We start from the raw sequence: 22,508 nt of genomic DNA, 5'->3' as shown, positions 1-22,508 counted from the left end.
GCGATCAGGGTAACAACCATTTTGATGTTGTCGCCTGGCATTACCATTTCAACGCCTTCCGGCAGTTCGATGGTACCGGTCACGTCGGTAGTACGGAAGTAGAACTGCGGACGGTAGCCCTTGAAGAACGGGGTATGACGACCACCTTCTTCTTTGGACAGCACGTACACTTCGGATTCGAACTTGGTGTGCGGCTTGATGGAGCCCGGCTTGGCCAGTACTTGACCACGCTCAACTTCTTCACGCTTCACGCCACGCAGCAGGGCGCCAACGTTCTCACCAGCACGGCCTTCGTCCAGCAGTTTGCGGAACATTTCAACACCGGTACAGGTGGTAGAAACGGTGTCTTTGATACCGACGATTTCTACAGTCTCACCGACCTTGACGATACCGCGCTCTACACGACCGGTAACAACGGTACCACGGCCAGCGATGGAGAAGACGTCTTCGATAGGCATCAGGAACGGCTGGTCAATGGCACGCTCCGGCTCCGGGATGTAGGTATCCAGGTGGTGAGCCAGCTCGATGATCTTCTCTTCCCATGCAGCGTCGCCTTCCAGCGCTTTCAGCGCGGAACCACGAACTACCGGCAGGTCATCACCCGGGAAGTCGTACTCGGTCAGCAGTTCACGAACTTCCATCTCGACCAGTTCGAGCAGCTCTTCGTCATCTACCATGTCGCACTTGTTCATGAACACGATCATGTACGGGATGCCAACCTGGCGACCCAGCAGGATGTGCTCACGAGTTTGCGGCATCGGGCCGTCAGTCGCGGCTACTACCAGAATCGCGCCGTCCATCTGGGCAGCACCGGTGATCATGTTCTTAACGTAGTCGGCGTGACCCGGGCAATCTACGTGGGCGTAGTGACGGATAGCGGTGTCGTATTCTACGTGGGAGGTGTTGATGGTGATACCACGCTCACGCTCTTCCGGCGCCTTGTCGATCTGGTCGAAGGCGAAAGCTTTACCACCGAAGTGCTTGGCCAGCACGTTGGTGATGGCGGCGGTCAGGGTGGTTTTACCGTGGTCAACGTGGCCGATGGTACCCACGTTAACGTGCGGTTTATTACGCTCAAATTTTTCTTTAGACATGATCGTCCCTCTAAACTAACGCTGAGTACGCGGTGGCAAGCTAACCACAGAACAGTTTATATGATGGATTTGAATCAGGGGGACAGAGAGGATGGTGCTGGCAGGCAGGTTCGATTGCCGAACTCACCCTAGGGTGTGGCTTTCAGAATTACCTGAGCCATATCAGCATCTTGGAGCGGGCAGCGGGAATCGAACCCGCATCATCAGCTTGGAAGGCTGAGGTAATAGCCATTATACGATGCCCGCATTTCTCTAACCCAAAGAACTCAAACCGCAGAGAAATATGGTGGAGGGAGAAGGATTCGAACCTTCGAAGGCAGAGCCGTCAGATTTACAGTCTGATCCCTTTGGCCGCTCGGGAACCCCTCCGATTGCACGAATGCCACAACGGTAATTCTGCTTGCACCCGTTGTTTTTGTCGCTTTTGCTGGGCAAATAGACGACAGACATCCAAGCGTCGCGCATTTTATGGTAAGGATTTTGGGGATGCAACCACTGCGCCCTGCAAAATGTGCATTATTGCCGGGATCTATGCAAAAAAACGCTCCTCCTCAGTCCCAACCGGACGCGTCCCTTGTCGCTCCCGATCCCTTGGTGTATGGTCGCCCTGCCCAAGAAACAGTGATGACACCATGACGACAGAGCATAACCCCTATTTGCAATTCACCCGCGAACAATGGGCGTTATTGCGCGATGCGGTCCCCCTGACCCTGACCGAGAGGGACCTGCACACCCTGCGTGGCATCAACGAGAAGGTGTCATTGCGCGAGGTGGAAGAGATCTATCTGCCCCTTTCCCGCCTGCTCAATCTCTACGTCAAGGCCAAGCAGCGCCGCAGTCGGGTGCTGGAGCAGTTTCTCGGCCAGTCCCGCGGCAAGGGCACCTACATCATCAGCATCGCCGGCAGCGTGGCGGGGGGAAAGAGCACCACGGCCCGCATCCTGCAAGCATTGCTGGAGCGCTGGCCCGAGCATCCGCGGGTGGAACTGGTCACCACGGATGGCTTCCTTTATCCCAACAAGGAGCTGGAAGAGCGAGGGCTGATGCGCCGCAAGGGTTTTCCGGAATCCTACGACATCCGCCATCTGGTGGAGTTTGTCGCCAACATACGTGCGGGTCACGAGAAGGTCGAAGCGCCGGTTTACTCTCACCTTATCTACGACATCCTGCCCGATGAGAAGAAGGTGGTGGAACAGCCGGACATCCTGATCCTGGAGGGGCTCAACGTGCTGCAGAGCGGCATGGATTACCCTCAGGAGCCCCACAGGGTCTTCGTGTCAGATTTTGTCGACTTCTCCATCTATGTGGACGCCGACGCCGAGCTGCTGCGCGCCTGGTACATAGATCGCTTCCTCAAGTTCCGTAGCGGGGCCTTCTCGGATCCGGACTCCTACTTCCACCACTATGCCAAACTGGCGGAAAGCGAGGCGACCGAGATTGCCAGCAACATATGGCAAGACATCAACTATCTGAATCTGCAAGAGAACATCTTGCCGACCCGGGAGCGGGCCAACCTGATCCTGACCAAGGGACAAGAGCACGCCATCGAGCAGATCAAGCTGCGCAAGTGACCGCAGCGGGTCGCCGGATAACGAAGAGGGGGCCCGCAGGCCCCCTCTTCTATTGGGTTCTCATGAGCCAGTCTCGCTCAGTCGCCCCGGCGCAGGGAGATCTCTCCCCCCAGATAGAGTTTGACTCCCTCGTCCGTTTCCAGCCGCAAGGCACCGCGATCGTCGATGCCCCGGGCTATGCCGCGGATCACCTGCTCCCCCATCAACAACTTCACCGGTTGGCCGGCAAAGTAGTCAAGCCGGTTCCAGCTCTCGACGAAGCTCGCCAGACCGCTCTGCTCGAAGGTCTGCATGGCCCGTTGCAGATGCAGGAGTACGCAGGCCGCCAGCTGGTTGCGATCCACCAGTTCGGGCTGAACCTGGCGCAGCTCTGACCAGGCCTGATCGATCTTCTCCCCCTGCTGGCTCGGCATCGCCAGATTGAGGCCGATGCCGATCACCAGATGGCAGCTGGCGCCGGCGCTGCCGCTCATCTCTACCAGGATGCCCGCCAGCTTGCGGCCCAGGTAATAGAGATCGTTCGGCCACTTGAGCTCCACCCCGGGGTAGCCGAGGGATTCCAGCGCCTCCACCACGGCCACCCCCACCGCCAGACTCAGCCCCATGGCGGCCGCCATGCCCTGCTCGAGCCGCCAGTACATGCTGAGGATCAGCTGGCAACCGAACGGCGAGACCCAGGGCTTGCCACGACGCCCCCGACCGGCAGTCTGGCACTCGGCCAGGCAACTCTCGCCGGCGCTCAGCTGGTTGACCCGCTCAAACAGATACTGGTTGGTGGAGTCGATAACCGAGAAGCAGTGTACCGGCGCCATGGGAGCCAGTGCCTGCAGTTGCGCCTGATCATAGAGTGCCATGGGAACCGCCAGGCGGTACCCCTTGCCGGTCAGGCTGAACAGATCCAGCCCCAGCTCCTTGAGGGCGGCCATGTGTTTGCTCACAGCCGCGCGGCTGATGCCAAGCTGCTCACCGAGCTGCTCACCGGAGTGGAACTGGCCGTCGCTGAGCAAGCCGATCAGAGTCTGCCTGATGGGAGTGAGGGTCATGCCAGCACCTCGTCCAGCCAGGTCTCGCCGGTGAGCCCCATGAAGCGCACCTCGTGCTCCAGCACGACACCGAACTTGTGCTCCACGCTGTCACGCACATGGGCGGCCAGGGCGATGAGCTCCATGGCACTGGCGCCCCCGAGGTTGACCAGCACCAGCGCCTGCTCCTGATGGACGGCGGCACGGCCGATGGCAAAGCCCTTGAGCCCGCACTGATCGATGAGCCAGCCCGCCGCCAGCTTGGCCTGCCCCTCCCCGGCCGGGTAGCAGGGCATCTGCGGATATTGCCCCTTGAGTGCATCCGCCACCGAGGTTGGCACCACGGGGTTCTTGAAGAAGCTGCCCGCGTTGCCGAGCACGGCAGGGTCCGGCAACTTGGCCATGCGGGTGGCACAGACGGTGTCGAAGATGGCCTGCGCACCGGGATGTTCGCCGAGGGCCGCCAGGGGGCCATAACCGATCACGGGTTGCCAGGCCTTGGGCAGGCGCAACCCGACGGCGGTGATGAAGTGGGTGTCCTGATAATCGTGCTTGAAGATGCTGTCACGATAGCCGAACTGACAGTCGGCTGCGTCGATGCGCTCCACCTCGCCGCTCTGCCAGTTGAACGCCTCCACATAGGCACAGAACCGGGCCAGCTCGACCCCGTAAGCACCTATGTTCTGCACCGGGGCCGCACCGACTGTGCCCGGGATCAGCGCCAGGTTCTCCAGCCCATGCCAGCCCTGTTGCAGGGCATGGCACACCAGCTGATGCCACTCCTCCCCCGCCGCCACGTGCAGCAACCAGTGGCTGTCGTCATCCTGCAGCGCTATGCCTTTCATCCGATTGAGCACGACCAGACCGGCAAAATCATTGCAGAACAAGATGTTGCTCCCACCACCCAGCACCAGGCGCGGCAAGGCGTTCAGCTCCGAATTGGCCCGCAACTGGCAAAGATCATCCAACTGGGCCACTTCGGCCAGCCAGAGGCAATGTGCTTCCAAACCCAGGGTATTGAGGGCCGCCAAGGGGGCATGGGGAGTGAGTTTCATCTGCGTGTTCCGACAAGGGCAAGGGCGCAGTTTACCCCAGATCCCCCGGGACGAAAAACCCGGGTACTGTTCGGACTCAAACCGCTGGAGTAAAGTAAGCCCTTCAGCCCGTTGAGGAAGCATGAATGAACAATCAATTCGCCGTCATCGGCCTCGGCCTGTTCGGCAGCGCACTGTGTGAAGAGCTGCAGTTGCAGAATGCCGAGGTGCTGGCCATCGATATCGACGAGAGCAAGACCCGCCAGATAGCAACCCTGTGCAATCACGTCATCGTGGCCGATGCCACCGATGAGGCCACGGTCGCCGAGCTGGGGCTGGCCAATTTCGATATCGTCTTCGTGGCCATCGGCGACAGTCTGGAGACCAGCATTCTCACCACGCTGGTGCTGAAGGAAGCCGGGGTGAAGAAGGTATGGGTCAAGGCGCGTGACAAGTTCCACGCCAAGATCCTGCAGAAGGTGGGCGCCGACAAGGTGATCAACCCGGAGTGGGACATGGGTCGCCGGGTCGCCCAGAGCATGCTGGACAACCGTCTGTTCGACTATCTGGAGCTGGGGCACGACATGGTGCTGACCGAATTCGTGATCGGTCTGCAACAGAACGGCCGTACCCTGGCCGATCTGCACCTGCTGCAACAGAGCGACTTCCAGTTGCTGGCCATCAAGCGCGGTGAGGTGCTGCACAACGTGCTGACCGGCAAGATGGAGCTGCAGCTCGGTGACATCCTGATCCTGGCCGGCAACAAGCACGCCATCGATCACTGGCTCGACACCCTATGATCAACTGGCGCAGCAACTACGCCTTCGCCCTGTACAGGGATACCGAGTCCCGCTGGAGTGAAGCCAGGCTGATCCTGGGCAGCTTTCTCATCATCTTGTTGGTCGGCACCCTGTTTCTGGTGCAGCCCTCGAGCCACAACGGCGAGGTCACCTTCATCAATGCCCTGTTCACCGCGACCTCGGCCATCAGTGTGACCGGGCTCGGGGTGGTGGATACAGGCACCGCCTTTACCCTGCAAGGACAGATCATACTGCTGATGCTGATGGAGATAGGGGGCCTGGGCCAGATGACCATGACCCTGTTGCTCATCGCCATGTTCAGCAAGCGGGTCGGCCTGCGCCAGCAGGTACTGGCGAAAGAGGCACTGGGCCAGGAGGGATCGGTCAACATCATCCAGCTGGTGAAGCGCATAGTGCTGTTCGCCCTGATTGCCCAGCTGATCGGCACCGCCATCATGGCTATTCGCTGGGTGCCCGAGATGGGCTGGGGCCATGGCCTCTACGTCAGCTTCTTCCATGCGGTCTCTGCCTTCAACAACGCCGGATTCTCGCTGTTTGCCAACAACCTCATCGACTACAGAGACGACCCCATCATCAGCCTGACCATACCGGCCCTGCTCATCCTCGGCGGCCTGGGTTTTACCGTCATCGTCGATCTGGTGCGCAACCGTCGCTGGCGCAAGCTCAAGCTGCACAGCAAGCTGATGTTGCTGATGACCCCGGGGCTGCTGCTGCTGGGCACCCTGATGTTCTGGCTGCTGGAGCACAACAATCCCGCCACCTTCGGCAACGCCGGGCCCGGCGGCCAGCTGCTGGCGGCCTTCTTCCAGTCGGCCACGGCGCGCACGGCAGGCTTCAACACTGTGGACATAGGCCAGATGGTGCCCGCCTCCCTGCTGTTCATGATGATGTTGATGTTCATCGGTGCTGGTGCCACCTCGACGGGGGGCGGTATCAAGGTCACCACCTTCGCCGTGGTGTTGCTGGCCACCCGGGCCTTCCTCACCAAGCGTCCCCATGTCACCGCCTTCGGCCGCACCCTGTCACCCCAGATAGTGACCCGATCCCTGGCCATCATCATCGTCAGCACCATGGTGCTGATGCTGGCCATGTTCCTGCTGATGCTCACCGAGTCGCAACCCTTCGACAAGATCATGTTCGAGACCGTCTCGGCCTTTGCCACCGTCGGCCTCTCGACCGGCATCACCGCCTCCCTGAGCGAGCCGGGCAAGCTCATCCTGGTGCTGGTGATGATCTGCGGCCGTCTCGGACCGCTGACCCTAGCGCTGATGCTGGCCAGACCGAGCGAGACCCGGATCCGCTACCCGGAAGAGGGCGTCTATACCGGCTGATCGGCCGCCAGAACCGGAACGAGAGAGGGGCCCAGGGCCCCTCTCTCTTTTTACGCCTCATGTCGCCGCAATGGCCCCGGGCCACTCAGGCGGCCTTGCTTCTGGCCGGGCGCTTGCCTGCCCCCTTGCGGGGCTGTGCACCGGCACTCTTGCGGCTGAAGCGCCGCTTGCAGGCCCCCGGCGCCTCCTTGGGCAGGGCGCTGAAGCTGGCCCCCGAATCCTGCCTGGCCCCCTCAATCAGGCCGTTAAGCTGCTCGGTGAGCGGCCCCATAAATTGCTGGTAGCTGGCGTGACGCTCGGCGATCCGGCCAAGGTGCTGCTCCCACAGCGCCGTCATGTCCGGCGTCGTTGCTGTGGCAGGCAATGCCTGGATCAGGGCCCGTCCGGTCGGGGTCGCCTTGATGCTCTTGCCCTGCCGCACCAGGAAGCGGCGCTTGAACAGCAGATCTATGATGCCGGCCCGGGTCGCCTCCGTGCCCAGCCCATCGGTCTCGCGCAGGATCTTGCGGATCTCGGGATCCTGCACATGGCGGGCTATGCCTGTCATGGCGGCCAGCAGGGTGGCGTCGGTGAATGCCTTGGGAGCCTGGGTCATCTTCTCCAGCAGCTCGCCCCGCTCGCAGCGCAGCTCCTCGCCCTGACGCAGGGCCGGCAGGGTGCCCGCCTCCTCCTCATCGTCCTCTTCGACCCCGAGCAGCGCCTTCCAGCCCGCCTTGAGGATGCGCCGCGCCTTGGCCTGGAACAGGCCACCGGCGATGCGCAGCAACACCCGACTGTCGTTGTATTCGAACGGCGGATAGAACTGCAGCAGGTACTGACGGGCGACCAGGCCATAGAGCTTGCCCTCGTCGGCGGAGAGGCTGGCCAGGTTGCCATGCTTCTCGGTGGGGATGATGGCGTGATGGGCATCCACCTTGCCGTCATTCCACGCCTTGCTGCGCAGCTTGCCATCTGCCTCGCTCACTGCCTTGGCCAGGGCCGGGGCCGTGGCGGCGATGGCATCCCGCACCTGGGGTGCCCGATTGAAGTGATCGCTCGGCAGATAGCGGCTGTCGGATCTGGGGTAGGTGATGAGCTTGTGGCGCTCGTAGAGGCTCTGGCAGACATCCAGCACCCGCTTGGCGTCCATGCCGAACCGCTTGGCGGCATCGATCTGCAGGCTGGAGAGGTTGTAAGGCAGTGACGCCGCCTGCTTCCGGGCTTGCTCTTCCACCTCCTCCACCCGGGCTGGCTGGCCCTGGATGCGCTCCACCACCTTGGCGGCCAGCGCCCGGTTGAGCACCCGCCCCTCCTCGTCCTGCCAGGGTGCGCAGGCCTCGGAGGGCAGCCACTTGGCGCTGAACCCTTCGTTGCGCTCCGTCACCACATGGGCCAGCACCTCGTAGAAGGGTTTCGGCACGAAGGCGTCTATCTCGAGATCCCGCCGCACCACCAGCCCCAGCAGCGGCGTCTGCACCCGGCCGACCGAGAGCAGCTCGCTGCAGCCGGCCTTGCGCCCGAGCAGGGTATAGGCGCGGGTCATGTTGATGCCGTAGAGCCAGTCTGCGCGGCTGCGGGCCAGCGCCGAGACCGCCAGCGGCACGAACTCCTTGTTGTCCCGCAGCTTGTCGAGGGCGCGGCGCACCGCGGGGGGGTTGAGATCGCTGATGAGGCAGCGCTGCACCGGCTTGAGTTTGGGGTAGCCGAGAAAATCGATCACCTCGTCCACCAGCAACTGCCCCTCTCGGTCCGGGTCACCGGCATTCACCACGCAGTCGGCCTGCTTGATGAGCCGCTTGATCACGGCAAGCTGGCTCCTGGTCTTGGGCTTGGCCACCAGCTGCCACTGGCTCGGCACTATGGGGAGCTGCTCCATGCGCCACTGCTTATAAGCAGCATCATAGGCATCGGGCTCCGCCTGCTCCAGCAGGTGGCCGATACACCAGGTCACCACGTCTCCCTGCGCCGTCTCGATGAAGCCCTCCCCCTTCTTGTGGGGCTTGGGCAGAACATCGGCGATGGCGCGGCCAAGGCTGGGCTTTTCGGCAATAAAGAGTCGCATGACTGACAAACCTGATCACTGTATATGCAAACAGTATATATCGAGCCTTTCGTAAAGCCCAACACCGGCCCATTCAGAGCCAGAAAGTCGCACTGGAGAGCAAAACGTCGCGACAGTGCCGTTTCCAGCATCATTCGTACGGATATGATGACCAAAAGAGAGCCAAATAAGGCTAAACTAACAAAGTTAACCATCTGGGATTGATTTAAATTCAAACAAAAGCGTATTTATCAAATTTAAAACCAAGAAAAACCAATTTAAAGAATAAAAAGCATAACCGAGGTCAATCCCTCACCCGTCAAGACTACTACTATATTGGTAATACCCGATTCGAAGGACACTGCCGCCATGCTTGGAAAAATGTTGAGAAAGACCTGGTTCTGGCTCCTGTTGCTCGGAGCCCTGCTGGGCGTCGCGGCACTGGGAGTGACAGTCACAGTGCTGCACAAGACCAGCTCCACCGAATTCTGCGTCTCCTGCCACTCCATGCAGACACCGCTCGCCGAGTATCAGGGCAGCGTCCACTTCCAGAACGTGAAGGGGATCCGTGCAGAGTGCGCCGACTGCCACATTCCCAATGAGCCCGCCTCCTACCTATGGACCAAGATCCGCGCCGTGAAGGACATCTATCACGAGGCGATCGGCACCCTCGACACGCCTGAGAAATACGAAGCCCACAAGCTGCGCATGGCCCAGACGGTCTGGGATCAGCTCAAGGCCAATGACTCCGCCACCTGCCGCAGCTGCCACAGCTACGCCGCCATGGACATTCTGGCCCAGCGCCCGAACGCCCGCGCCGAACACCCGGTCGCCATCAAGGAGGGCCAGACCTGTATCGACTGCCACCGCGGCGTCGCCCACATCATGCCTGACATGAGCGGTCTGGCTGCCGCCGGCGCCAGTGAACTGGCTGCGGCCGCGGCCCAGACTCCGGCCAGCGTCACCACCCGTTACGCCATCGCCACCACGCCCCTGTTCCTCGATGCCAAGGCCACCACGGACGAAGGCACCCTGATGCCGTCGACCAAGGTGGAAGTGCTGGCCAACGACAACGGCCGCGCCCAGGTGCAGATCGAGGGCTGGCAGCAGGACGGGGTGAGCGAGGTCTTCTACGCAGCCCCCGGCAAACGCATCCTGAGCGTGCTGGTCGGCGATGCCGCCAAGCAGGCGCTGGTCACCGGCAAGAGCGAGACCGACAGCGCCACCAACCTCACCTGGCATCAGGTCAAGCTGACCGCCTGGGTGGACGAGGCCCAGCTCATCGGCGATCAGGGCAAGCTGTGGCAATACGCCTCCACCCTGATGTCCAACAACTGTACCGGCTGCCACGGTCTCACCGCGCTGGATCACTTCAATGCCAACCAGTGGATAGGCGTCATCAAGGGCATGGAATCCCGCACCTCCCTCACCCCGGAGCAGGCTCGCATGCTGACCCAATACGTGCAGAAACACGCCAGTGACATGAGCGCGGCACACTAAGGCTGGAACAGAGGAATTCGATATGACTTTTTTCAATGATCAACAGACCAATCTGTCCCGCCGCAGCCTGCTCAAGGGCCTGGGGGCCTGTGCTGCCCTGCCCCTGCTCGGTGCCCTGTTCCCGAAACACGCCCTGGCCCAGGCCATCAGCACGGCGCTGGAGCAGTTCCCCACCCTGGTCCCCGCCCAGAAGGGCATACTGACCGGTGCCCACTGGGGAGCCTTCGAGGCCATAGTCGCCGATGGCCGCATGGTGCGGGTCCAGCCGGTGGCCGATGATCCGGCACCGAATGACCTCATCGACATGGCGCCGTTCCAGGTCCATGCCAAGAACCGCATCAAGTACCCCATGGTGCGCAAGAGCTGGCTGGAGCACGGCCCGGGCGCCAAGCCGGAGCTGCGCGGCGCCGACGAGTGGGTGCGGGTGAGTTGGGAGCAAGCCATCGAACTGGTGGCCGGCGAGATCCAGCGGGTCCAGCGCGACTTCGGCCCCCAGGCGATCCACGCCGGCTCCTACGGCTGGAAGAGTGTCGGCATGTTCCACAACAGTCGCACCCTGCTGCACCGCCTGATGAATCTCAGTGGCGGCTTCACCGGCTATGCCGGTGACTACTCCACAGGCGCGGCCCAGGTGATCATGTCCCATGTGATGGGCTCCATCGAGGTGTACGAACAGCAGACCGCCTGGCCCAACGTGGTGGAGCACGCCGAACTGGTGGTGCTCTGGGGGGTCAACGCCCAGGTCACCCTGAAGAACAGCTGGAACATGCCGGATCACGAGGGCCAGGCCGGTTTCAAGGCCCTGAAGGAGAAGGGCACCCGCGTCATCAGCATAGATCCCGTCTACAACGAGACCGCCAAGCTGGCCAACGCCGAGTGGATAGCCCCGAACGCCTACACAGACGTGGCCATGATGCTGGGGGTGGCCCACACCCTTTACAGCGAGAAGAAGCACGATCAGGCCTTCCTCGATCGCTACGCCGTCGGCTTCGACAAGTTCCTCGACTACCTGCTGGGCAAGGACGACGGTCAGCCGAAGAGCGCCGAGTGGGCGAGCAGCGTCTGCGGCGTCGAGGCCAAGGTCATTCGCCAGCTTGCCCTCGACATGGCCGCCAAGCGCACCATGATCATGGCCGGCTGGGGCATGCAGCGTCAGCACCACGGGGAGCAGCCAAACTGGATGCTGATCACGCTAGCGGCCATGCTGGGCCAGATCGGCCTGCCGGGGGGCGGCTACGGCTTCAGCTACCACTACTCCTCCGGTGGCAGCCCCACCGCCAAGGGTGGGATCCTGGCCGGCATCTCCGCCGGCAACGCCCCCAAGAACAGCCCGGCCCCCATCCCGGTGGCCCGCATCGCCGACTGTCTCGCCAATCCGGGCAAGACCATCGATTTCAACGGCCGCAAGGTGACCTATCCGGACATCAAGCTGGTCTATGTGGCGGGTGGCAACCCCTTCCACCACCATCAGGACACCAACAACCTGCTCAAGGCCTGGCGCAAGCCGCAGACGGTGATAGTGCACGAGCCCTACTGGACGGCCACCGCCAAGCACGCCGACATAGTGCTGCCGGTCACCACCAGCTACGAGCGCAACGATCTGGAGATGGGGGGCGATTACTCCCAGCGCTATGTGTTCCCCATGCACCAGTGCGTGCCCCCCCAGCACGAGTCCCGCAACGACTTCGATATCTTCAGCGCCATCGCCGCCAAGCTGGGTGTGCAGGAGCAGTACACCGAAGGGAAGGACGAGATGCTGTGGCTCAAGCAGATGTACGACGGCATGGCCGCCCAGGCCCGGGGTGCCCGGGTGGCGCTGCCGCCGTTCAGCATGTTCTGGGAGTCCAACAACTACATTCGTTTCCCGATCCCCGAGGCGAACCGCCAGTGGATCCGTCACGCCGATTTTCGCGAGAACCCGCTGCTCAACCCGCTCGGCACCCCGTCCGGCAAGATAGAGATCTTCTCCAACACGGTAGCGGGCATGGGTTATGCCGACTGCGCCGGCCACCCCAAGTGGTATGAACCCAAGGAGTGGGTGAAGAGCGAGGTGGCAGCGCGCTATCCGCTGTCGCTCAACACCTCGCACCCGACCCAGCGGCTGCACTCCCAGCTGGACAACACCCCGCTGCGGGACAAGTTCGCCATCGCCGATCGGGAAGCCATACTGATCCACCCGGACGACGCCAAGGCGCGCGGCATCCAGGATGGGGACCTGGTGCGCGCCTTCAACGAGCGCGGCCAGATCCTGGTGGGGGCGCTGCTCTCGAAAGACATTCGCCCCGGCGTGGTGCGGATCTGCGAAGGGGCCTGGTTCGATCCGGCCAAACCAGGCGAGGTGGGCGCCATCTGCAAGAACGGCAACGTCAACTGCCTCACCTTCGACGAGGGCTCCTCCAGCCTGGCGCAAGGCAACTGCGGTCACATGGCCCAATTGCAGATCGAGAAGTACAGCGGGCCAGAACTCGTCAACACAGCCCATGAGGTACCGGCCCACGCCTGATGCCGGGATGAAGACAAAAACGGCGCCATAAGGCGCCGTTTTCTTTATCGCGGTTTTCGGGGTGACTCAGAAGTCTCCCTCCACCATCTACTCTTGTGCACACTCCATCCGCTTTGCCGCCAGAGCGCAGACAAGGTGGATCAGAAGTCTCCCTCAACCATGTACTCTTCCGCACACTCAACGAGCTGGGGCCAGAGATCTTCCGGCACCCAGGCTTCGGGGTCATCCTCGTCCCCATCATACTGGGTCCAGAAGAAGGCGCGCAGGCCGCTCGCGAAATCGTCGCTGATCTCGGCCAGCTCCGAGAGCGGCCCCAGCCAGGCGATGCGGCGCAGGCCGGAGGCGAGATCGTTGATGGCATCCATCAGGGTGCGATCGTCCTGACTCTGCTCCACCAGCAGGGTGAAGCGCTCGCGGGCGCTCTCGGTCTGATCCTCATCCAGTTCGCCCACATCGGCCAGCAGATCGACAAAGTCCTCCAGCAAGAACTGGATCAGGGACTCCCTGTCCTCAAACCACTGGATCTGGGCCCCCTTGGTACCCAGCACCGAGGCATCGAACGAATCATCGAGATGGCACAGCGCCCATGGATCGTCAGTCATTGCTACCCTTCCTACCGCTTGAAATAAGGACCCTATCTTATGCCTGGTGCGCCCCCCATGCTACCTCGGAGGACGACACAGGCCCGAGCGGCCCATGCCGGGCCGCCTCACTCATAGGTACGCTAACCGTCGACCCTGGCCACCTTGGGCAGCGAGAGCGAGGCGGCAAGCCCTCCCAGCTCGGCGCGCCCCATGATGAGGCTGCCACGATAGGCTTCGGCCAAGTCTGACACTATGTTGAGGCCGAGCCCGGAGCCAGGCACCTTCTCGTCGAGGCGCACCCCGCGCAGCACCGCCTTGGCTATCTGATCCTCGCTCATGCCGGGGCCATCGTCCTCGATACGCAGGGTGATCCAGCCCCCCAGCTCGGCGCTGGAGATGCGCAACTGGCTGGCGGACCATTTGAAGGCGTTTTCCAGCAGATTGCCCACCATCTCGTCGAAGTCCTGCTCCTCCACCCCGACCGCCAGGTTGGCCGGCACCTGCAGGTCCACCGTCTTGCCCGGGTAGAGACGGGAGAAGGCGCGGCAGATGTACTCCACCCGCGCCCGCACCGGGGTCGAGACCCCGAGGATCTTGGCGGCGCCGGTGACCCGCGCCTTGCCGAGGTGATAGTCGATGTGGCGCTGGATCTGGTCGAGCTGCTCGCCGATGGCGGCCTGATCCTCGGGGGGCAGCTGGGCCACCTGATTGCGCATTATGCTGAGGGGCGTCTTGAGGGCGTGAGCCAGGTTGCCGGTGTGGGAGCGGGCCCGCTGCAGCAGCTCACTGTAGTGGTGCAGCAGGCGGTTGATGTCTTCCACCAGCGGCTGGATCTCCAGCGGATAGCGCAGCCGGAACCCCTCCTGATGGCCCTGGTGGACCCGGCTCAGCTCGCGGCGCAGCAGATGGAGCGGACGCAGGCCGTAGACGATCTGGAACATGAAACCCAGCACCAGGCCGGCGGCGGCGAAGCCGAGACCGAGGAAGAGGCTGATCCGGGTCTTCTTCAGGGTCTGGGTCAGGGCGCTGCTGTCCTTGGCCATCACCAGGGTAAACACCTTGTCAGAGCCCGGCAGCAGCACAGTGCGAGTCATGATCAGCAGGGGCTCCTTGTTGGGCCCCTTGCCGACGAAGAGATCCGGATCCCCGAAGGCCGACTTCAGGCCGTGGGCGCTCAGGTGCACATCCCACAGGGAGCGGGAGCGGCTGACCACCGTATCCCCCAGCTCAAGCTGCCAGTAATAACCGGAATAGGGCTGGCGGAAACGGGGATCCGCCATGGGCTCGGTGACCACGGGCAGACCATCGGGCTGGATTTCCAGGCGAGAGAGCAGATCGTAGAGCTGCAACCTCAGGCCGTCGGCTTCCGCCTCCTGCCAGTAGTTGCGCATCATGGTCTGCAGGCTGAAGCCGGTGGCGAACAGGAAGAGCCCGCACCAGACCAGGGCGATGGCCACCAGCCGTCCCCGCAGGGTACGCACCAGCCTCATTCACCGACCCCCTGCCGTGCTGGCATCAGCGTCCGTCTCACTCGTTGATCCGGTAGCCGAGACCTCGCACCGTCTCGATCAGATCGGCGTGGGTCTTCTTGCGGATCCGGCCGATGAACACCTCGACGGTGTTGGAGTCGCGATCGAAATCCTGGGCATAGATGTGGTCGATCAGCTCGCTGCGCGACACCACCTTGCCCCTGTGCTGCATCAGATACCCCAGCACCCGGAACTCGTGGGCAGTCAGCTTGATGGGGGTGCCTTCGTACCACACCTGGGAGGCCGCCATGTCGAGGCGCACCCCGCCTATCTCCAGGATCGAGCTGGCATTGCCCGCCGCCCGGCGCACCAGGGCCTGCACCCGGGCCACCAGCTCGGCGACCTGGAACGGCTTGGTGAGGTAGTCATCGGCCCCGGCGTTGAGCCCTTCTATCTTCTCGTGCAACTGGCCACGGGCGGTCAGCACCAGCACAGGGGTGTCTATCCCCTTGCTGCGCCACTCCTTGAGCACGCTCAGACCATCGCGACCCGGCAGACCGAGATCCAGGATGATGGCGTCATAGGGTTCGGTCTCGCCGAGAAAACCCGCCTCGTTGCCATCGTGGCAGAGATCGGTCACAAAGCCGGACAGGCGCAGCTGTTCCGCCAGCTGGCCGGCCAGGATCTTTTCATCTTCAACTATCAGAATTCGCATAAATGGGTATCCAAAGCAGAGTTGCGCCTGTCGCGGCGGCAATTGGGGGACGAACCATCAGGGCGGGGAGCATAGGGCGGATCACTCCTCTTCCGGGGGCGGGCGAGGCTCGAACAGGCGCTCCAGATGATGGCCCTTGAGCCACACCATCTCCAGGTTGTCGGCGCGATAGCCCACCTTGATGACGCTGTTCTCGTCGTCGATAAGCCTGAGCTCATAGAGCCAGACCCCGTCTTCCTCCCCCAGATCGACGCGCAGCACGCGTACCGGCAGGCGGGAAGCCACCTCCATCAGCTCATGAAAAGGCCGGATCCGCCCCTCGCTGACCGCCTGTTGCAGCAAGGCCTCATTCGGCTGGGCCGCCTGGACCAGCATCGGCAGCAGCAATCCAAGCAGGGGCAGCGCGCTATTCATGGGTGATTCATCTCTCAAAACCTAACATAATGCCGTTTATAGTGTGCCAGCCATGAATCCGGAATGAATATGATCCCACGCAGTATCCTGCTGATCCTCTGCCTTTTTTCCACCCTTGGCTGGGCGGCTCAGACGCGTCTCGACATGCCGGCCCTGGTCAAGCTGTTGCTGGCCCAAGGGTACCACGACATTCGGGAAGTCGAGCTGGAAGGGGACAAATTCGAGGTGGAAACCCTGGATGCCGACGATAGGCGGGTGCAGCTGCAGGTCGATGCCTACAGCGGAGAGATCACCAAAAAAGAGGCCGATTAGGCCTCTTTTGCTATGGGCGTGACGGCTGTTGCGCCGCCCTCCCGACCGGTTGCGGACGTCGGCGCCAGGGACGCAGCAGCTTCTCTCGCCGCGGCCACAGCAGAGCCATCGCCAGCAACAGGTAGATGAGGGGCTCCTGCCAGCCACTCTTGACCGACCACCAGTAGTGCACCGGCACCAGCAGGGCCACCGCATAGATCCAGTTGTGCAGCTTCTGCCAGGCTGGCCCCATGCGCCGCAGCAGGGCCGGGATCGAGGTGATGCTCAGCGCCAGCAACAGCAGCAAGGCCAGCGCCCCGACCACTATGTAGCTACGCTTCACCAGCTCGCCACCGATCAGACCCCAGTCAAACTGCAGATCCAGACCCAGCCAGACCATAAAGTGCAACCCGGCCCAGGCCGCACACCAGAGCCCGAGAGGGCGGCGCAGCTTGATGAGCTGACCCTGGCGCCAGCGTTTGGCCAGCGGCGACACCAGCAGGGTAAGCAGCAGCAGATGCAGCGCCCCCTTGCCCAGATAGTGGGTCAGCCCCTGCACCGGATCCCCCCCCAGCAACCCGGCCGGCACGGCATAGCCCAGCCAGAGCAAAAAGCCCAGCGAGGCCAGGTGTACCAGCAGGCGCAAGCCGTTGATATGGGCTGTTTTCAGTCTCGGCGTCATATCGCAATTCCCGTTATGTTTTTCCCACCCCTCATCCCCAACCCTTCTCCCACAAGGGGAGAAGGGGGCAAGACACCATTCGGGCAGAGCGTCAGTTTCAATACCATTTGCGCAGATCCATCCCCTGATAGAGGGAGGCCACCTCGTCGCCATAGCCGTTGAACATCAGGGTCGGCTGGCGCTTGGCGCCGAAGATGCCCCCCTCGCCGATGAAGCGCTCGCTGGCCTGGCTCCAGCGCGGGTGATCCACTTCGGGATTGACGTTGGCATAGAAACCATATTCGTTCGGTGCCAGCAGGTTCCAGGTGGTGGGAGGCATCTCCTCCACCAGGCGGATGGAGACTATGCTCTTGATGCTCTTGAAGCCGTACTTCCAGGGCACCACCAGCCGGATGGGTGCCCCGTTCTGGGCGGGCAGCGTCTTGCCGTAGAGCCCCATCGCCAGGAAGGAGAGCGAGTTCATCGCCTCGTCGAGGCGCAAGCCCTCCACATAGGGGTAGTCGATGCCGCCGCCGAGGGAGCGGGAGGCCTGTCCCGGCAACTGCTCGGGATCATAGAGGGTCTCGAACGCCACGAACTTGGCGCGACTGTTGGGCTCGGCCCGGCGGATCAGATCCGCCAGCGGAATGCCGCTCCAGGGCAGCACCATGGACCAGGCCTCCACGCAGCGCAGCCGGTAGATCCGCTCCTCCAGGGTGCTCTTGTTGATGAGATCCCACACATCCAGGGTGAAGGGTTTGGCCACCTCCCCCTCGACCTTGAGCGTCCAGGGCTCGGGTTTGAGGTAGTGGGCGTTGCGGGCCGGATCCCCCTTGTCGGTGCCGAGCTCGTAGAAGTTGTTGTGACTGGTGGCCTTCTCCAGCGGCGTCAGGGTCAATCCGTCCTGCCGGGTCGCAGCCTTGTAATTGAGTGGTTTGGTGGCAGGTGCCGGGGTCGACTCCTCGGCGGAGAAGAGATCCAGCAGGCTGGCCTGGGTGGGAAATGCCAGGGTGGCGGCACTCAGTCCCAGCCCTTTCAGGATGAGGCGGCGATCCTGATAGACGGCTTCCGGCGTGACATCCTGTTCGGTGAGGTGATGAGAGGAACGGCGCTTGATCAACATGGAAAACTCCCGGGGCGATGAGGCTGACAACCATAAGACCCGCCCCGGCCGAGTTTTATTTCACACAAATTTACATGGGCTGGTAAAGCGGCAGCGCCTTGGCCATGGTGCCGACCAGGAACAGCAGAATGAATACCAGCAGGGGGACTATCACGTTTGGCGCCATCAGACTCACTCCATGAGCAGGACAGGGCCTCTAACTATGGTCGAAGGCCAAGAACGCCTCCAATGAATTTTTTTCGCGAGCGCAAGCGTATTCCCGAGTTGAAAAGAGTGACGAAGATCACACACAATCCGGCCCCTGCTTGCCGCCCCCTCGCCGAAGGGTAGGCTGCCTCCTTTTCCGAATTCAACCACTGAGAGTCATGTCATGAGCCCATTGATCGCCATCGCCATCACGACCGGGATCCTCTCCGCCGTCTGGGGTGGACTGGCCGCCGCCCTCGGCCTCATCTCCTGGGTCGGCTTCCTCGGTTGTACCAGCTATTTCGCCTCGAGCGGCGGTTACAAGGCGCTGCTGCAGACCCTGCTGTGCAATGCCACCGGCATGCTGTGGGCACTGCTGCTGATCCACGGCGAAGGCTGGTGGGGGGCTGGCATGGCGGGCTATCTGATGACGGGTGTGGTGGCGACCCTGATGTGCGTGCAGGCCAAGCAGCAGTGGCTTGGCTACATTCCCGGCACCTTCGCCGGTTGCTGCGCCACCTTCGGGGCGGCGGGGGAGTGGCGGCTTATCCTGCCATCCTTGGTGATAGGGGCGCTCTTTGGCTATCTGATGAAGGCGAGCGGCCTCTGGCTCTCCGACAAAACCCGGAAGGCCCAGGCCGCGAACAGCGCGGTCGATCCGGCCTGAACAAGGGGAGCGGCCCGTCGCTGACCGGCCGCTCCCGCCTCGCTTATCCCTTCGATTTGAAGTTTGCCGCCTCGATACCGTGCCGATTCAATAACTTGTAGAAATCGGTGCGGTTTCTTCCCGCCATGTTGGCCGCCAGGGTCACATTCCCTTCGGTGGTGCGCAGCAGGCGGATCAGATACTCCTTCTCGAACTCGGCGCGCGCCTCGTTGAACGAGGGAATGCCGCCGACGCCACCGCTCAGGGCAGATTCCACCATGGCGGCGCCTATCACAGGGCTGCAACAGAGGCTGGCGAGCTGTTCCACCACTCCGTAGAGCTGACGGACGTTGCCGGGCCAGGCCGCCGCCGCCAGCAGGGCCAGCGCCTCCGGCGAGAAGCCGAGGGCGGCGCAGTTGTCGTGGCGACTGCGATAGTCGTCCAGCGCCTGGCGCGCCAGCAGGGGGATGTCCTCGCTGCGGGCGCTGAGGGGCGGCAAGGTGATGTTGGCCACGTTGAGGCGGTAGAAGAGATCCTCCCGAAAACGCCCCTCCTCCATGGCGGTCACCAGATCCTGATGGCTGGAGCTGATGACCCGCACCTCGGGGGTGCCCTGACCATATTCCGCCAGCACCTGCAGCAACTTGGCCTGCAACGACTCCGACAGATTCCCTATCTCGTCGAGGAAGAGGGTCGCCCCCTTGGCCTGCTCGAACAGGCCGGACTGTCCATCCTCGCCAAACAGCTGCAAGTCCAGCACAGGCCAGGGCAGCGCGGCACAATTGATGGTGTGCAGTGGCTGGTCACGACGACGGCTTGCCTGATGCAGCGCCTGGGTCATCACCCCCTTGCCGGAGCCCGAAGGCCCCAGGATCAGCACGGGCACCTCCATGGTGGCCACGCTGCTCGCCTGGATCAGCAACTGCTCCATCTGGGGATTGCGGGTCTGGATGAGGGACTGCCACTCATGCTGCTGTTTCGGGCGAGTCAGGCTCAGGGCGTGCTCTATGGTGACCAGCAGCTCGTCCTTGTCGATGGGCTTGGTGAGAAAGCTGAACACCCCGGAACGGGTCGCCTGAATGGCGTCCGGGATGGTGCCGTGGGCGGTCATGATGATGACCGGCATGCCGAGCCACTGGGCCTGGATCCGCTCGAACAGCGCCAGTCCGTCCATGCCCCCCATCCGCAGGTCGCTCAGCACCAGATCGGCCCGCTGCTGACGCAACCTGTCCAGCGCCCCCTCGGCGCTGTCGGCGGTATCCACCTCGTAACCCTGACTGCGCAGGCGCATGCTCATCAGCTTGAGCAGGCTGGCATCGTCGTCCACCAGCAGAATGCGACTCATGCTCTCACCCCTTTACCCTGAAGATCTGTTGTGGTTCCCCGCCTTGCACGCCCTCGGCGCTTCATGGCTGGGCGCCCCCATTGAGCTTGCGCTGGTTGAGCTGTTCGTCGATGGCGGAGAGCTGCTCTATCTGGCGGCGCAGACGCTGCACCTCCTGGCTCTGATCGTCGCGGCGACTGTCACGGGCCAGCAGCTCCTCGCCGAGCGCTATCCAGCTGCGCAGGAAGGCCTGGGCATCCAGGCCGAGCTCGGGCAGCAGGGCCTTGAGCCGATCCAGCCCGGCCCGGCGGCTCGCCACCGACTCGGACGGATGGGTGTTGACCATGGCCAGGCTGACCCGGCTCTCGAGATCGGTGGCACCGGCCAGCCGCTCGCGCTCCTGCGCCCGCTGCTGGGGGCGGCTGGCCAGCAGCCAGTCCGAGTATTGCAGGCGCACCTGCATCTCTTTGTTCGCGAACTCCATCCGCTTGGCGAGGACCTGCTCCGAGGGCTCGGTCAGGCTGCGCGATGGCAGCAGGGAGCAGCCTGAGAGCAGGCTTATCATCAATACGGGTACAACGAATCGTTTCATCTTGAATTTCACTTAAGATCCAACCGGAAACAGACATCAGCCTGTTTATCCTCAATTAATTTAAGCTCGCCCCCCAGACTCATCGCCGACTCGCGGGCAATGGAGAGGCCCATCCCGGATCCTTTCAACAACCCCTGGCGCACTATGCTGCCCTGCTCGAAGGGCTCGAAGATCCGCTCCCGCTCGTTTGGCGGGATGACGGGCCCTTCGTTGGCGACCTCCAGCCAGCTGCCGTTGGCATCCTGGCCGGCACGGATCCAGATCTGGCCACCCCTGGCGCCATAACTGACCGCGTTGGAAAACAGGTTGTCGAGGATGAGTCGCAGACGATAAGGCTCGGCTTGCAGGCTGATGGGCTCGGGCGGCAAGTGTACACTGATTTGTTTGGATTCCAGCGCCAGCCGGTACTCCGCAGACAATTCTGACAACAAGGGAGCCAGCGGCACCGCCGTCAGGCTGAACACCTCCTGCTGGCTGAGGCGGTTGAAGTCGAGCAGGCGCTCGATCAGGGTCTGCAACCGGCGGCTGTTCTCCTCCAGCATCTGGCAGATCTCCTGCTGATCCCCGTTGAGCGGCCCCACCAGCTGTTCGGAGAGCAGATCCGCCCCCTCCCGCAGCACGGCGAGGGGCGTCTTCAGCTCGTGGGATACATGGCGCAGGAACTGGTACTTCTGCTGTTCCAGCTCCTTGAGCTTGTCGTGCAACCAGCCGATCCGCTCTCCCAGCAGCACCAGTTCGGCGGGGCCATCCACCGGGCGTTTGTCCGGCTCGACACCGGCTCCCAGGCTCAGGATCCGCGACTCAATCTGACGCACGGGGTGGATGATGAGGTAGGTAAACAGCAGCACCAGCAACAGGCTGAGCCCCGCCACGAAGCCGCTCACCCACCAGATCTCCTTCCGCAGCTCGGCGATGGCTGCCCGCATCCCCGCCACATGCTCATCGACCTGGCTGCGGGTGACCACTTCCAGTTGCTGGTTGAGCTCGTTGAACTGGGTGAAGTTGGGGCTGGTCGCTTCCTGTCTGGCCTTGCGCAGATCCTGCAAGCCATCCAGCCAGGCCAGGATGGCCTCGAGATCTGTGTAGGCGGCGGCATCCGGGATGGATTGCCGGTGAGTGGCGAGCAGCTCGCGATAGCGGGCCAGCTGCTGCTGATAACTGCCGAGGATGCGTTCGTCCCCCAGCACCGCATAGCGGCGCAAGGTGCGCTCCAGATCGATGGCCTGGGTGGTGAGCAGGGTCGCCCGGCGGGTATCCCGCACCGCCCGCTCCATCTCGTCGCTGGTCAGCTGACCCAGATGGGAGAGCGCCTGGCTGTCGTGCCAGATCATGCCCCCCAGGGGCATCAGCACCAGCACGAAGCCCATCAATACCACCTGGAGCAGGGAACGGGGCCGAACCTTGGTCATCTTCTGCTGTCTCGATTCTTCATGGGTGGGCCAGCATATCCGCACTCCATGAAAAAGCAAAACCGGCCAGGGGGCCGGTTTGGTTGCACTCGGGGTCAGGATTCACGCCAGACCGACGGACGCCAGGCAGATTATCAGGATCACTGCCAGGGCACCTGAGGCGGTCAACAGCGCCCACTTCATCTCCACACTCATATG

The 22,508-nt window shown here is 62.6% G+C and carries 21 protein-coding genes and 2 tRNA genes; 7 read left to right on the top strand and 16 right to left on the bottom strand.

Annotated features, from left to right (window positions below):
* The 3 genes from tuf to AB5Y91_RS06185 all read right to left on the bottom strand — a co-directional run.
* Positions 1–1,094, bottom strand: a 1,094-nt coding sequence (gene tuf / locus AB5Y91_RS06195) for an elongation factor Tu (RefSeq protein WP_368169047.1), incomplete at its 3' end; no start/stop codon positions are given.
* A 171-nt stretch (positions 1,095–1,265) separates the two neighbouring features.
* Positions 1,266–1,340: transfer RNA gene (locus tag AB5Y91_RS06190), tRNA-Gly, on the bottom strand.
* 38 nt (positions 1,341–1,378) lie between these two features.
* Positions 1,379–1,463 (bottom strand) — tRNA-Tyr (locus tag AB5Y91_RS06185).
* Positions 1,464–1,726: 263 nt separating this feature from the next.
* On the opposite strand from AB5Y91_RS06185, the gene coaA reads away from it, so the two are divergent.
* Positions 1,727–2,665, top strand: a complete 939-nt coding sequence (gene coaA, locus AB5Y91_RS06180) for a type I pantothenate kinase (RefSeq protein WP_106885566.1) — start codon at positions 1,727–1,729, stop codon at positions 2,663–2,665.
* Between the two features lie 77 nt (positions 2,666–2,742).
* Here coaA and birA read toward each other — a convergent pair whose 3' ends face one another.
* Together birA and murB are read right to left on the bottom strand one after the other, a co-directional pair.
* A complete protein-coding gene (gene birA, locus AB5Y91_RS06175; protein ID WP_368169300.1) occupies positions 2,743–3,708 on the bottom strand; it encodes a bifunctional biotin--[acetyl-CoA-carboxylase] ligase/biotin operon repressor BirA in 966 nt (321 codons plus the stop codon).
* Entirely contained in the window at positions 3,705–4,742 is a 1,038-nt protein-coding gene (murB, locus tag AB5Y91_RS06170; protein WP_368169299.1) for a UDP-N-acetylmuramate dehydrogenase, read from the bottom strand. The genes birA and murB overlap by 4 nt, the downstream gene beginning before the upstream one ends.
* Before the next feature lie 125 nt (positions 4,743–4,867).
* Here murB and AB5Y91_RS06165 point away from each other — a divergent pair, with 125 nt between their 5' ends.
* Positions 4,868–5,521, top strand: coding sequence for a TrkA family potassium uptake protein (locus AB5Y91_RS06165; protein ID WP_106885563.1), 654 nt, complete (start codon positions 4,868–4,870; stop codon positions 5,519–5,521).
* On the top strand, positions 5,518–6,873 hold the full coding sequence (locus AB5Y91_RS06160; protein ID WP_111910910.1) for a TrkH family potassium uptake protein: 1,356 nt from the start codon (positions 5,518–5,520) through the stop codon (positions 6,871–6,873). The genes AB5Y91_RS06165 and AB5Y91_RS06160 overlap by 4 nt, the downstream gene beginning before the upstream one ends.
* A gap of 85 nt (positions 6,874–6,958) precedes the next feature.
* Here AB5Y91_RS06160 and AB5Y91_RS06155 read toward each other — a convergent pair whose 3' ends face one another.
* Positions 6,959–8,914: a DNA topoisomerase III gene (locus tag AB5Y91_RS06155; protein WP_368169298.1), complete on the bottom strand. Its 1,956-nt coding sequence runs from the start codon at positions 8,912–8,914 to the stop codon at positions 6,959–6,961.
* Positions 8,915–9,262: 348 nt separating this feature from the next.
* On the opposite strand from AB5Y91_RS06155, the gene AB5Y91_RS06150 reads away from it, so the two are divergent.
* Positions 9,263–10,393: a NapC/NirT family cytochrome c gene (locus AB5Y91_RS06150; RefSeq protein WP_111910908.1), complete on the top strand. Its 1,131-nt coding sequence runs from the start codon at positions 9,263–9,265 to the stop codon at positions 10,391–10,393.
* A 22-nt stretch (positions 10,394–10,415) separates the two neighbouring features.
* Positions 10,416–12,896 carry a trimethylamine-N-oxide reductase TorA gene (torA, locus tag AB5Y91_RS06145; RefSeq protein ID WP_139743794.1) on the top strand — a complete coding sequence of 827 codons (2,481 nt, stop codon included), beginning with the start codon at positions 10,416–10,418 and terminating at the stop codon, positions 12,894–12,896.
* Positions 12,897–13,036: 140 nt separating this feature from the next.
* On the opposite strand, the gene AB5Y91_RS06140 is transcribed toward torA, so the two are convergent.
* From AB5Y91_RS06140 to AB5Y91_RS06125, 4 genes are all read right to left on the bottom strand, one after another.
* A complete protein-coding gene (locus tag AB5Y91_RS06140; protein ID WP_106885558.1) occupies positions 13,037–13,498 on the bottom strand; it encodes a hypothetical protein in 462 nt (153 codons plus the stop codon).
* Between the two features lie 122 nt (positions 13,499–13,620).
* Entirely contained in the window at positions 13,621–14,970 is a 1,350-nt protein-coding gene (locus tag AB5Y91_RS06135) for a sensor histidine kinase (RefSeq protein WP_368169297.1), read from the bottom strand.
* Between the two features lie 37 nt (positions 14,971–15,007).
* Positions 15,008–15,664: a response regulator transcription factor gene (locus AB5Y91_RS06130; RefSeq protein ID WP_025328630.1), complete on the bottom strand. Its 657-nt coding sequence runs from the start codon at positions 15,662–15,664 to the stop codon at positions 15,008–15,010.
* 81 nt (positions 15,665–15,745) lie between these two features.
* The gene (locus tag AB5Y91_RS06125; protein WP_025328631.1) at positions 15,746–16,078 is read right to left on the bottom strand and encodes a PepSY domain-containing protein; all 333 of its coding nucleotides are present in this window, start codon (positions 16,076–16,078) and stop codon (positions 15,746–15,748) included.
* Positions 16,079–16,141: 63 nt separating this feature from the next.
* On the opposite strand from AB5Y91_RS06125, the gene AB5Y91_RS06120 reads away from it, so the two are divergent.
* Entirely contained in the window at positions 16,142–16,390 is a 249-nt protein-coding gene (locus AB5Y91_RS06120; protein WP_111910906.1) for a PepSY domain-containing protein, read from the top strand.
* A gap of 10 nt (positions 16,391–16,400) precedes the next feature.
* On the opposite strand, the gene msrQ is transcribed toward AB5Y91_RS06120, so the two are convergent.
* Together msrQ and msrP are read right to left on the bottom strand one after the other, a co-directional pair.
* On the bottom strand, positions 16,401–17,051 hold the full coding sequence (gene msrQ, locus AB5Y91_RS06115; protein ID WP_368169296.1) for a protein-methionine-sulfoxide reductase heme-binding subunit MsrQ: 651 nt from the start codon (positions 17,049–17,051) through the stop codon (positions 16,401–16,403).
* Between the two features lie 97 nt (positions 17,052–17,148).
* Positions 17,149–18,153, bottom strand: a complete 1,005-nt coding sequence (msrP, locus tag AB5Y91_RS06110) for a protein-methionine-sulfoxide reductase catalytic subunit MsrP (RefSeq protein WP_234690739.1) — start codon at positions 18,151–18,153, stop codon at positions 17,149–17,151.
* A gap of 370 nt (positions 18,154–18,523) precedes the next feature.
* Here msrP and AB5Y91_RS06105 point away from each other — a divergent pair, with 370 nt between their 5' ends.
* Positions 18,524–19,006 carry a DUF1097 domain-containing protein gene (locus AB5Y91_RS06105; protein ID WP_106885554.1) on the top strand — a complete coding sequence of 161 codons (483 nt, stop codon included), beginning with the start codon at positions 18,524–18,526 and terminating at the stop codon, positions 19,004–19,006.
* 43 nt (positions 19,007–19,049) lie between these two features.
* Here AB5Y91_RS06105 and AB5Y91_RS06100 read toward each other — a convergent pair whose 3' ends face one another.
* The 4 genes from AB5Y91_RS06100 to AB5Y91_RS06085 form a co-directional block, all read right to left on the bottom strand.
* The gene (locus tag AB5Y91_RS06100; RefSeq protein ID WP_025328635.1) at positions 19,050–20,330 is read right to left on the bottom strand and encodes a sigma 54-interacting transcriptional regulator; all 1,281 of its coding nucleotides are present in this window, start codon (positions 20,328–20,330) and stop codon (positions 19,050–19,052) included.
* 61 nt (positions 20,331–20,391) lie between these two features.
* Positions 20,392–20,901 (bottom strand): hypothetical protein, encoded by a 510-nt coding sequence (locus AB5Y91_RS06095; RefSeq protein ID WP_025328636.1) that lies wholly within the window; start codon positions 20,899–20,901, stop codon positions 20,392–20,394.
* An 8-nt stretch (positions 20,902–20,909) separates the two neighbouring features.
* Positions 20,910–22,310 carry an ATP-binding protein gene (locus AB5Y91_RS06090; protein WP_234676327.1) on the bottom strand — a complete coding sequence of 467 codons (1,401 nt, stop codon included), beginning with the start codon at positions 22,308–22,310 and terminating at the stop codon, positions 20,910–20,912.
* 102 nt (positions 22,311–22,412) lie between these two features.
* Positions 22,413–22,505: a YnhF family membrane protein gene (locus tag AB5Y91_RS06085; protein WP_106885551.1), complete on the bottom strand. Its 93-nt coding sequence runs from the start codon at positions 22,503–22,505 to the stop codon at positions 22,413–22,415.
* Between the last annotated feature and the right edge of the window lie 3 nt (positions 22,506–22,508).

Origin of the sequence: Aeromonas sp. R4-3 (genome assembly GCF_040908275.1) — a bacterium.
Taxonomy (GTDB): domain Bacteria; phylum Pseudomonadota; class Gammaproteobacteria; order Enterobacterales; family Aeromonadaceae; genus Aeromonas; species Aeromonas rivipollensis.
This window is presented reverse-complemented; position numbering and strand designations above follow the sequence as displayed.

What these genes read in the sequence shown, in the direction of transcription:
- coaA (WP_106885566.1), top strand. Translation starts at nt 1,727, where the DNA reads ATGACGACAGAGCATAACCCCTATTTGCAATTCACCCGCGAACAATGG.
- birA (WP_368169300.1), bottom strand. Translation starts at nt 3,708, where the DNA reads ATGACCCTCACTCCCATCAGGCAGACTCTGATCGGCTTGCTCAGCGAC.
- murB (WP_368169299.1), bottom strand. Translation starts at nt 4,742, where the DNA reads ATGAAACTCACTCCCCATGCCCCCTTGGCGGCCCTCAATACCCTGGGT.
- AB5Y91_RS06165 (WP_106885563.1), top strand. Translation starts at nt 4,868, where the DNA reads ATGAACAATCAATTCGCCGTCATCGGCCTCGGCCTGTTCGGCAGCGCA.
- AB5Y91_RS06160 (WP_111910910.1), top strand. Translation starts at nt 5,518, where the DNA reads ATGATCAACTGGCGCAGCAACTACGCCTTCGCCCTGTACAGGGATACC.
- AB5Y91_RS06155 (WP_368169298.1), bottom strand. Translation starts at nt 8,914, where the DNA reads ATGCGACTCTTTATTGCCGAAAAGCCCAGCCTTGGCCGCGCCATCGCC.
- AB5Y91_RS06150 (WP_111910908.1), top strand. Translation starts at nt 9,263, where the DNA reads ATGCTTGGAAAAATGTTGAGAAAGACCTGGTTCTGGCTCCTGTTGCTC.
- torA (WP_139743794.1), top strand. Translation starts at nt 10,416, where the DNA reads ATGACTTTTTTCAATGATCAACAGACCAATCTGTCCCGCCGCAGCCTG.
- AB5Y91_RS06140 (WP_106885558.1), bottom strand. Translation starts at nt 13,498, where the DNA reads ATGACTGACGATCCATGGGCGCTGTGCCATCTCGATGATTCGTTCGAT.
- AB5Y91_RS06135 (WP_368169297.1), bottom strand. Translation starts at nt 14,970, where the DNA reads ATGAGGCTGGTGCGTACCCTGCGGGGACGGCTGGTGGCCATCGCCCTG.
- AB5Y91_RS06130 (WP_025328630.1), bottom strand. Translation starts at nt 15,664, where the DNA reads ATGCGAATTCTGATAGTTGAAGATGAAAAGATCCTGGCCGGCCAGCTG.
- AB5Y91_RS06125 (WP_025328631.1), bottom strand. Translation starts at nt 16,078, where the DNA reads ATGAATAGCGCGCTGCCCCTGCTTGGATTGCTGCTGCCGATGCTGGTC.
- AB5Y91_RS06120 (WP_111910906.1), top strand. Translation starts at nt 16,142, where the DNA reads ATGAATATGATCCCACGCAGTATCCTGCTGATCCTCTGCCTTTTTTCC.
- msrQ (WP_368169296.1), bottom strand. Translation starts at nt 17,051, where the DNA reads ATGACGCCGAGACTGAAAACAGCCCATATCAACGGCTTGCGCCTGCTG.
- msrP (WP_234690739.1), bottom strand. Translation starts at nt 18,153, where the DNA reads ATGTTGATCAAGCGCCGTTCCTCTCATCACCTCACCGAACAGGATGTC.
- AB5Y91_RS06105 (WP_106885554.1), top strand. Translation starts at nt 18,524, where the DNA reads ATGAGCCCATTGATCGCCATCGCCATCACGACCGGGATCCTCTCCGCC.
- AB5Y91_RS06100 (WP_025328635.1), bottom strand. Translation starts at nt 20,330, where the DNA reads ATGAGTCGCATTCTGCTGGTGGACGACGATGCCAGCCTGCTCAAGCTG.
- AB5Y91_RS06095 (WP_025328636.1), bottom strand. Translation starts at nt 20,901, where the DNA reads ATGAAACGATTCGTTGTACCCGTATTGATGATAAGCCTGCTCTCAGGC.
- AB5Y91_RS06090 (WP_234676327.1), bottom strand. Translation starts at nt 22,310, where the DNA reads ATGACCAAGGTTCGGCCCCGTTCCCTGCTCCAGGTGGTATTGATGGGC.
- AB5Y91_RS06085 (WP_106885551.1), bottom strand. Translation starts at nt 22,505, where the DNA reads ATGAGTGTGGAGATGAAGTGGGCGCTGTTGACCGCCTCAGGTGCCCTG.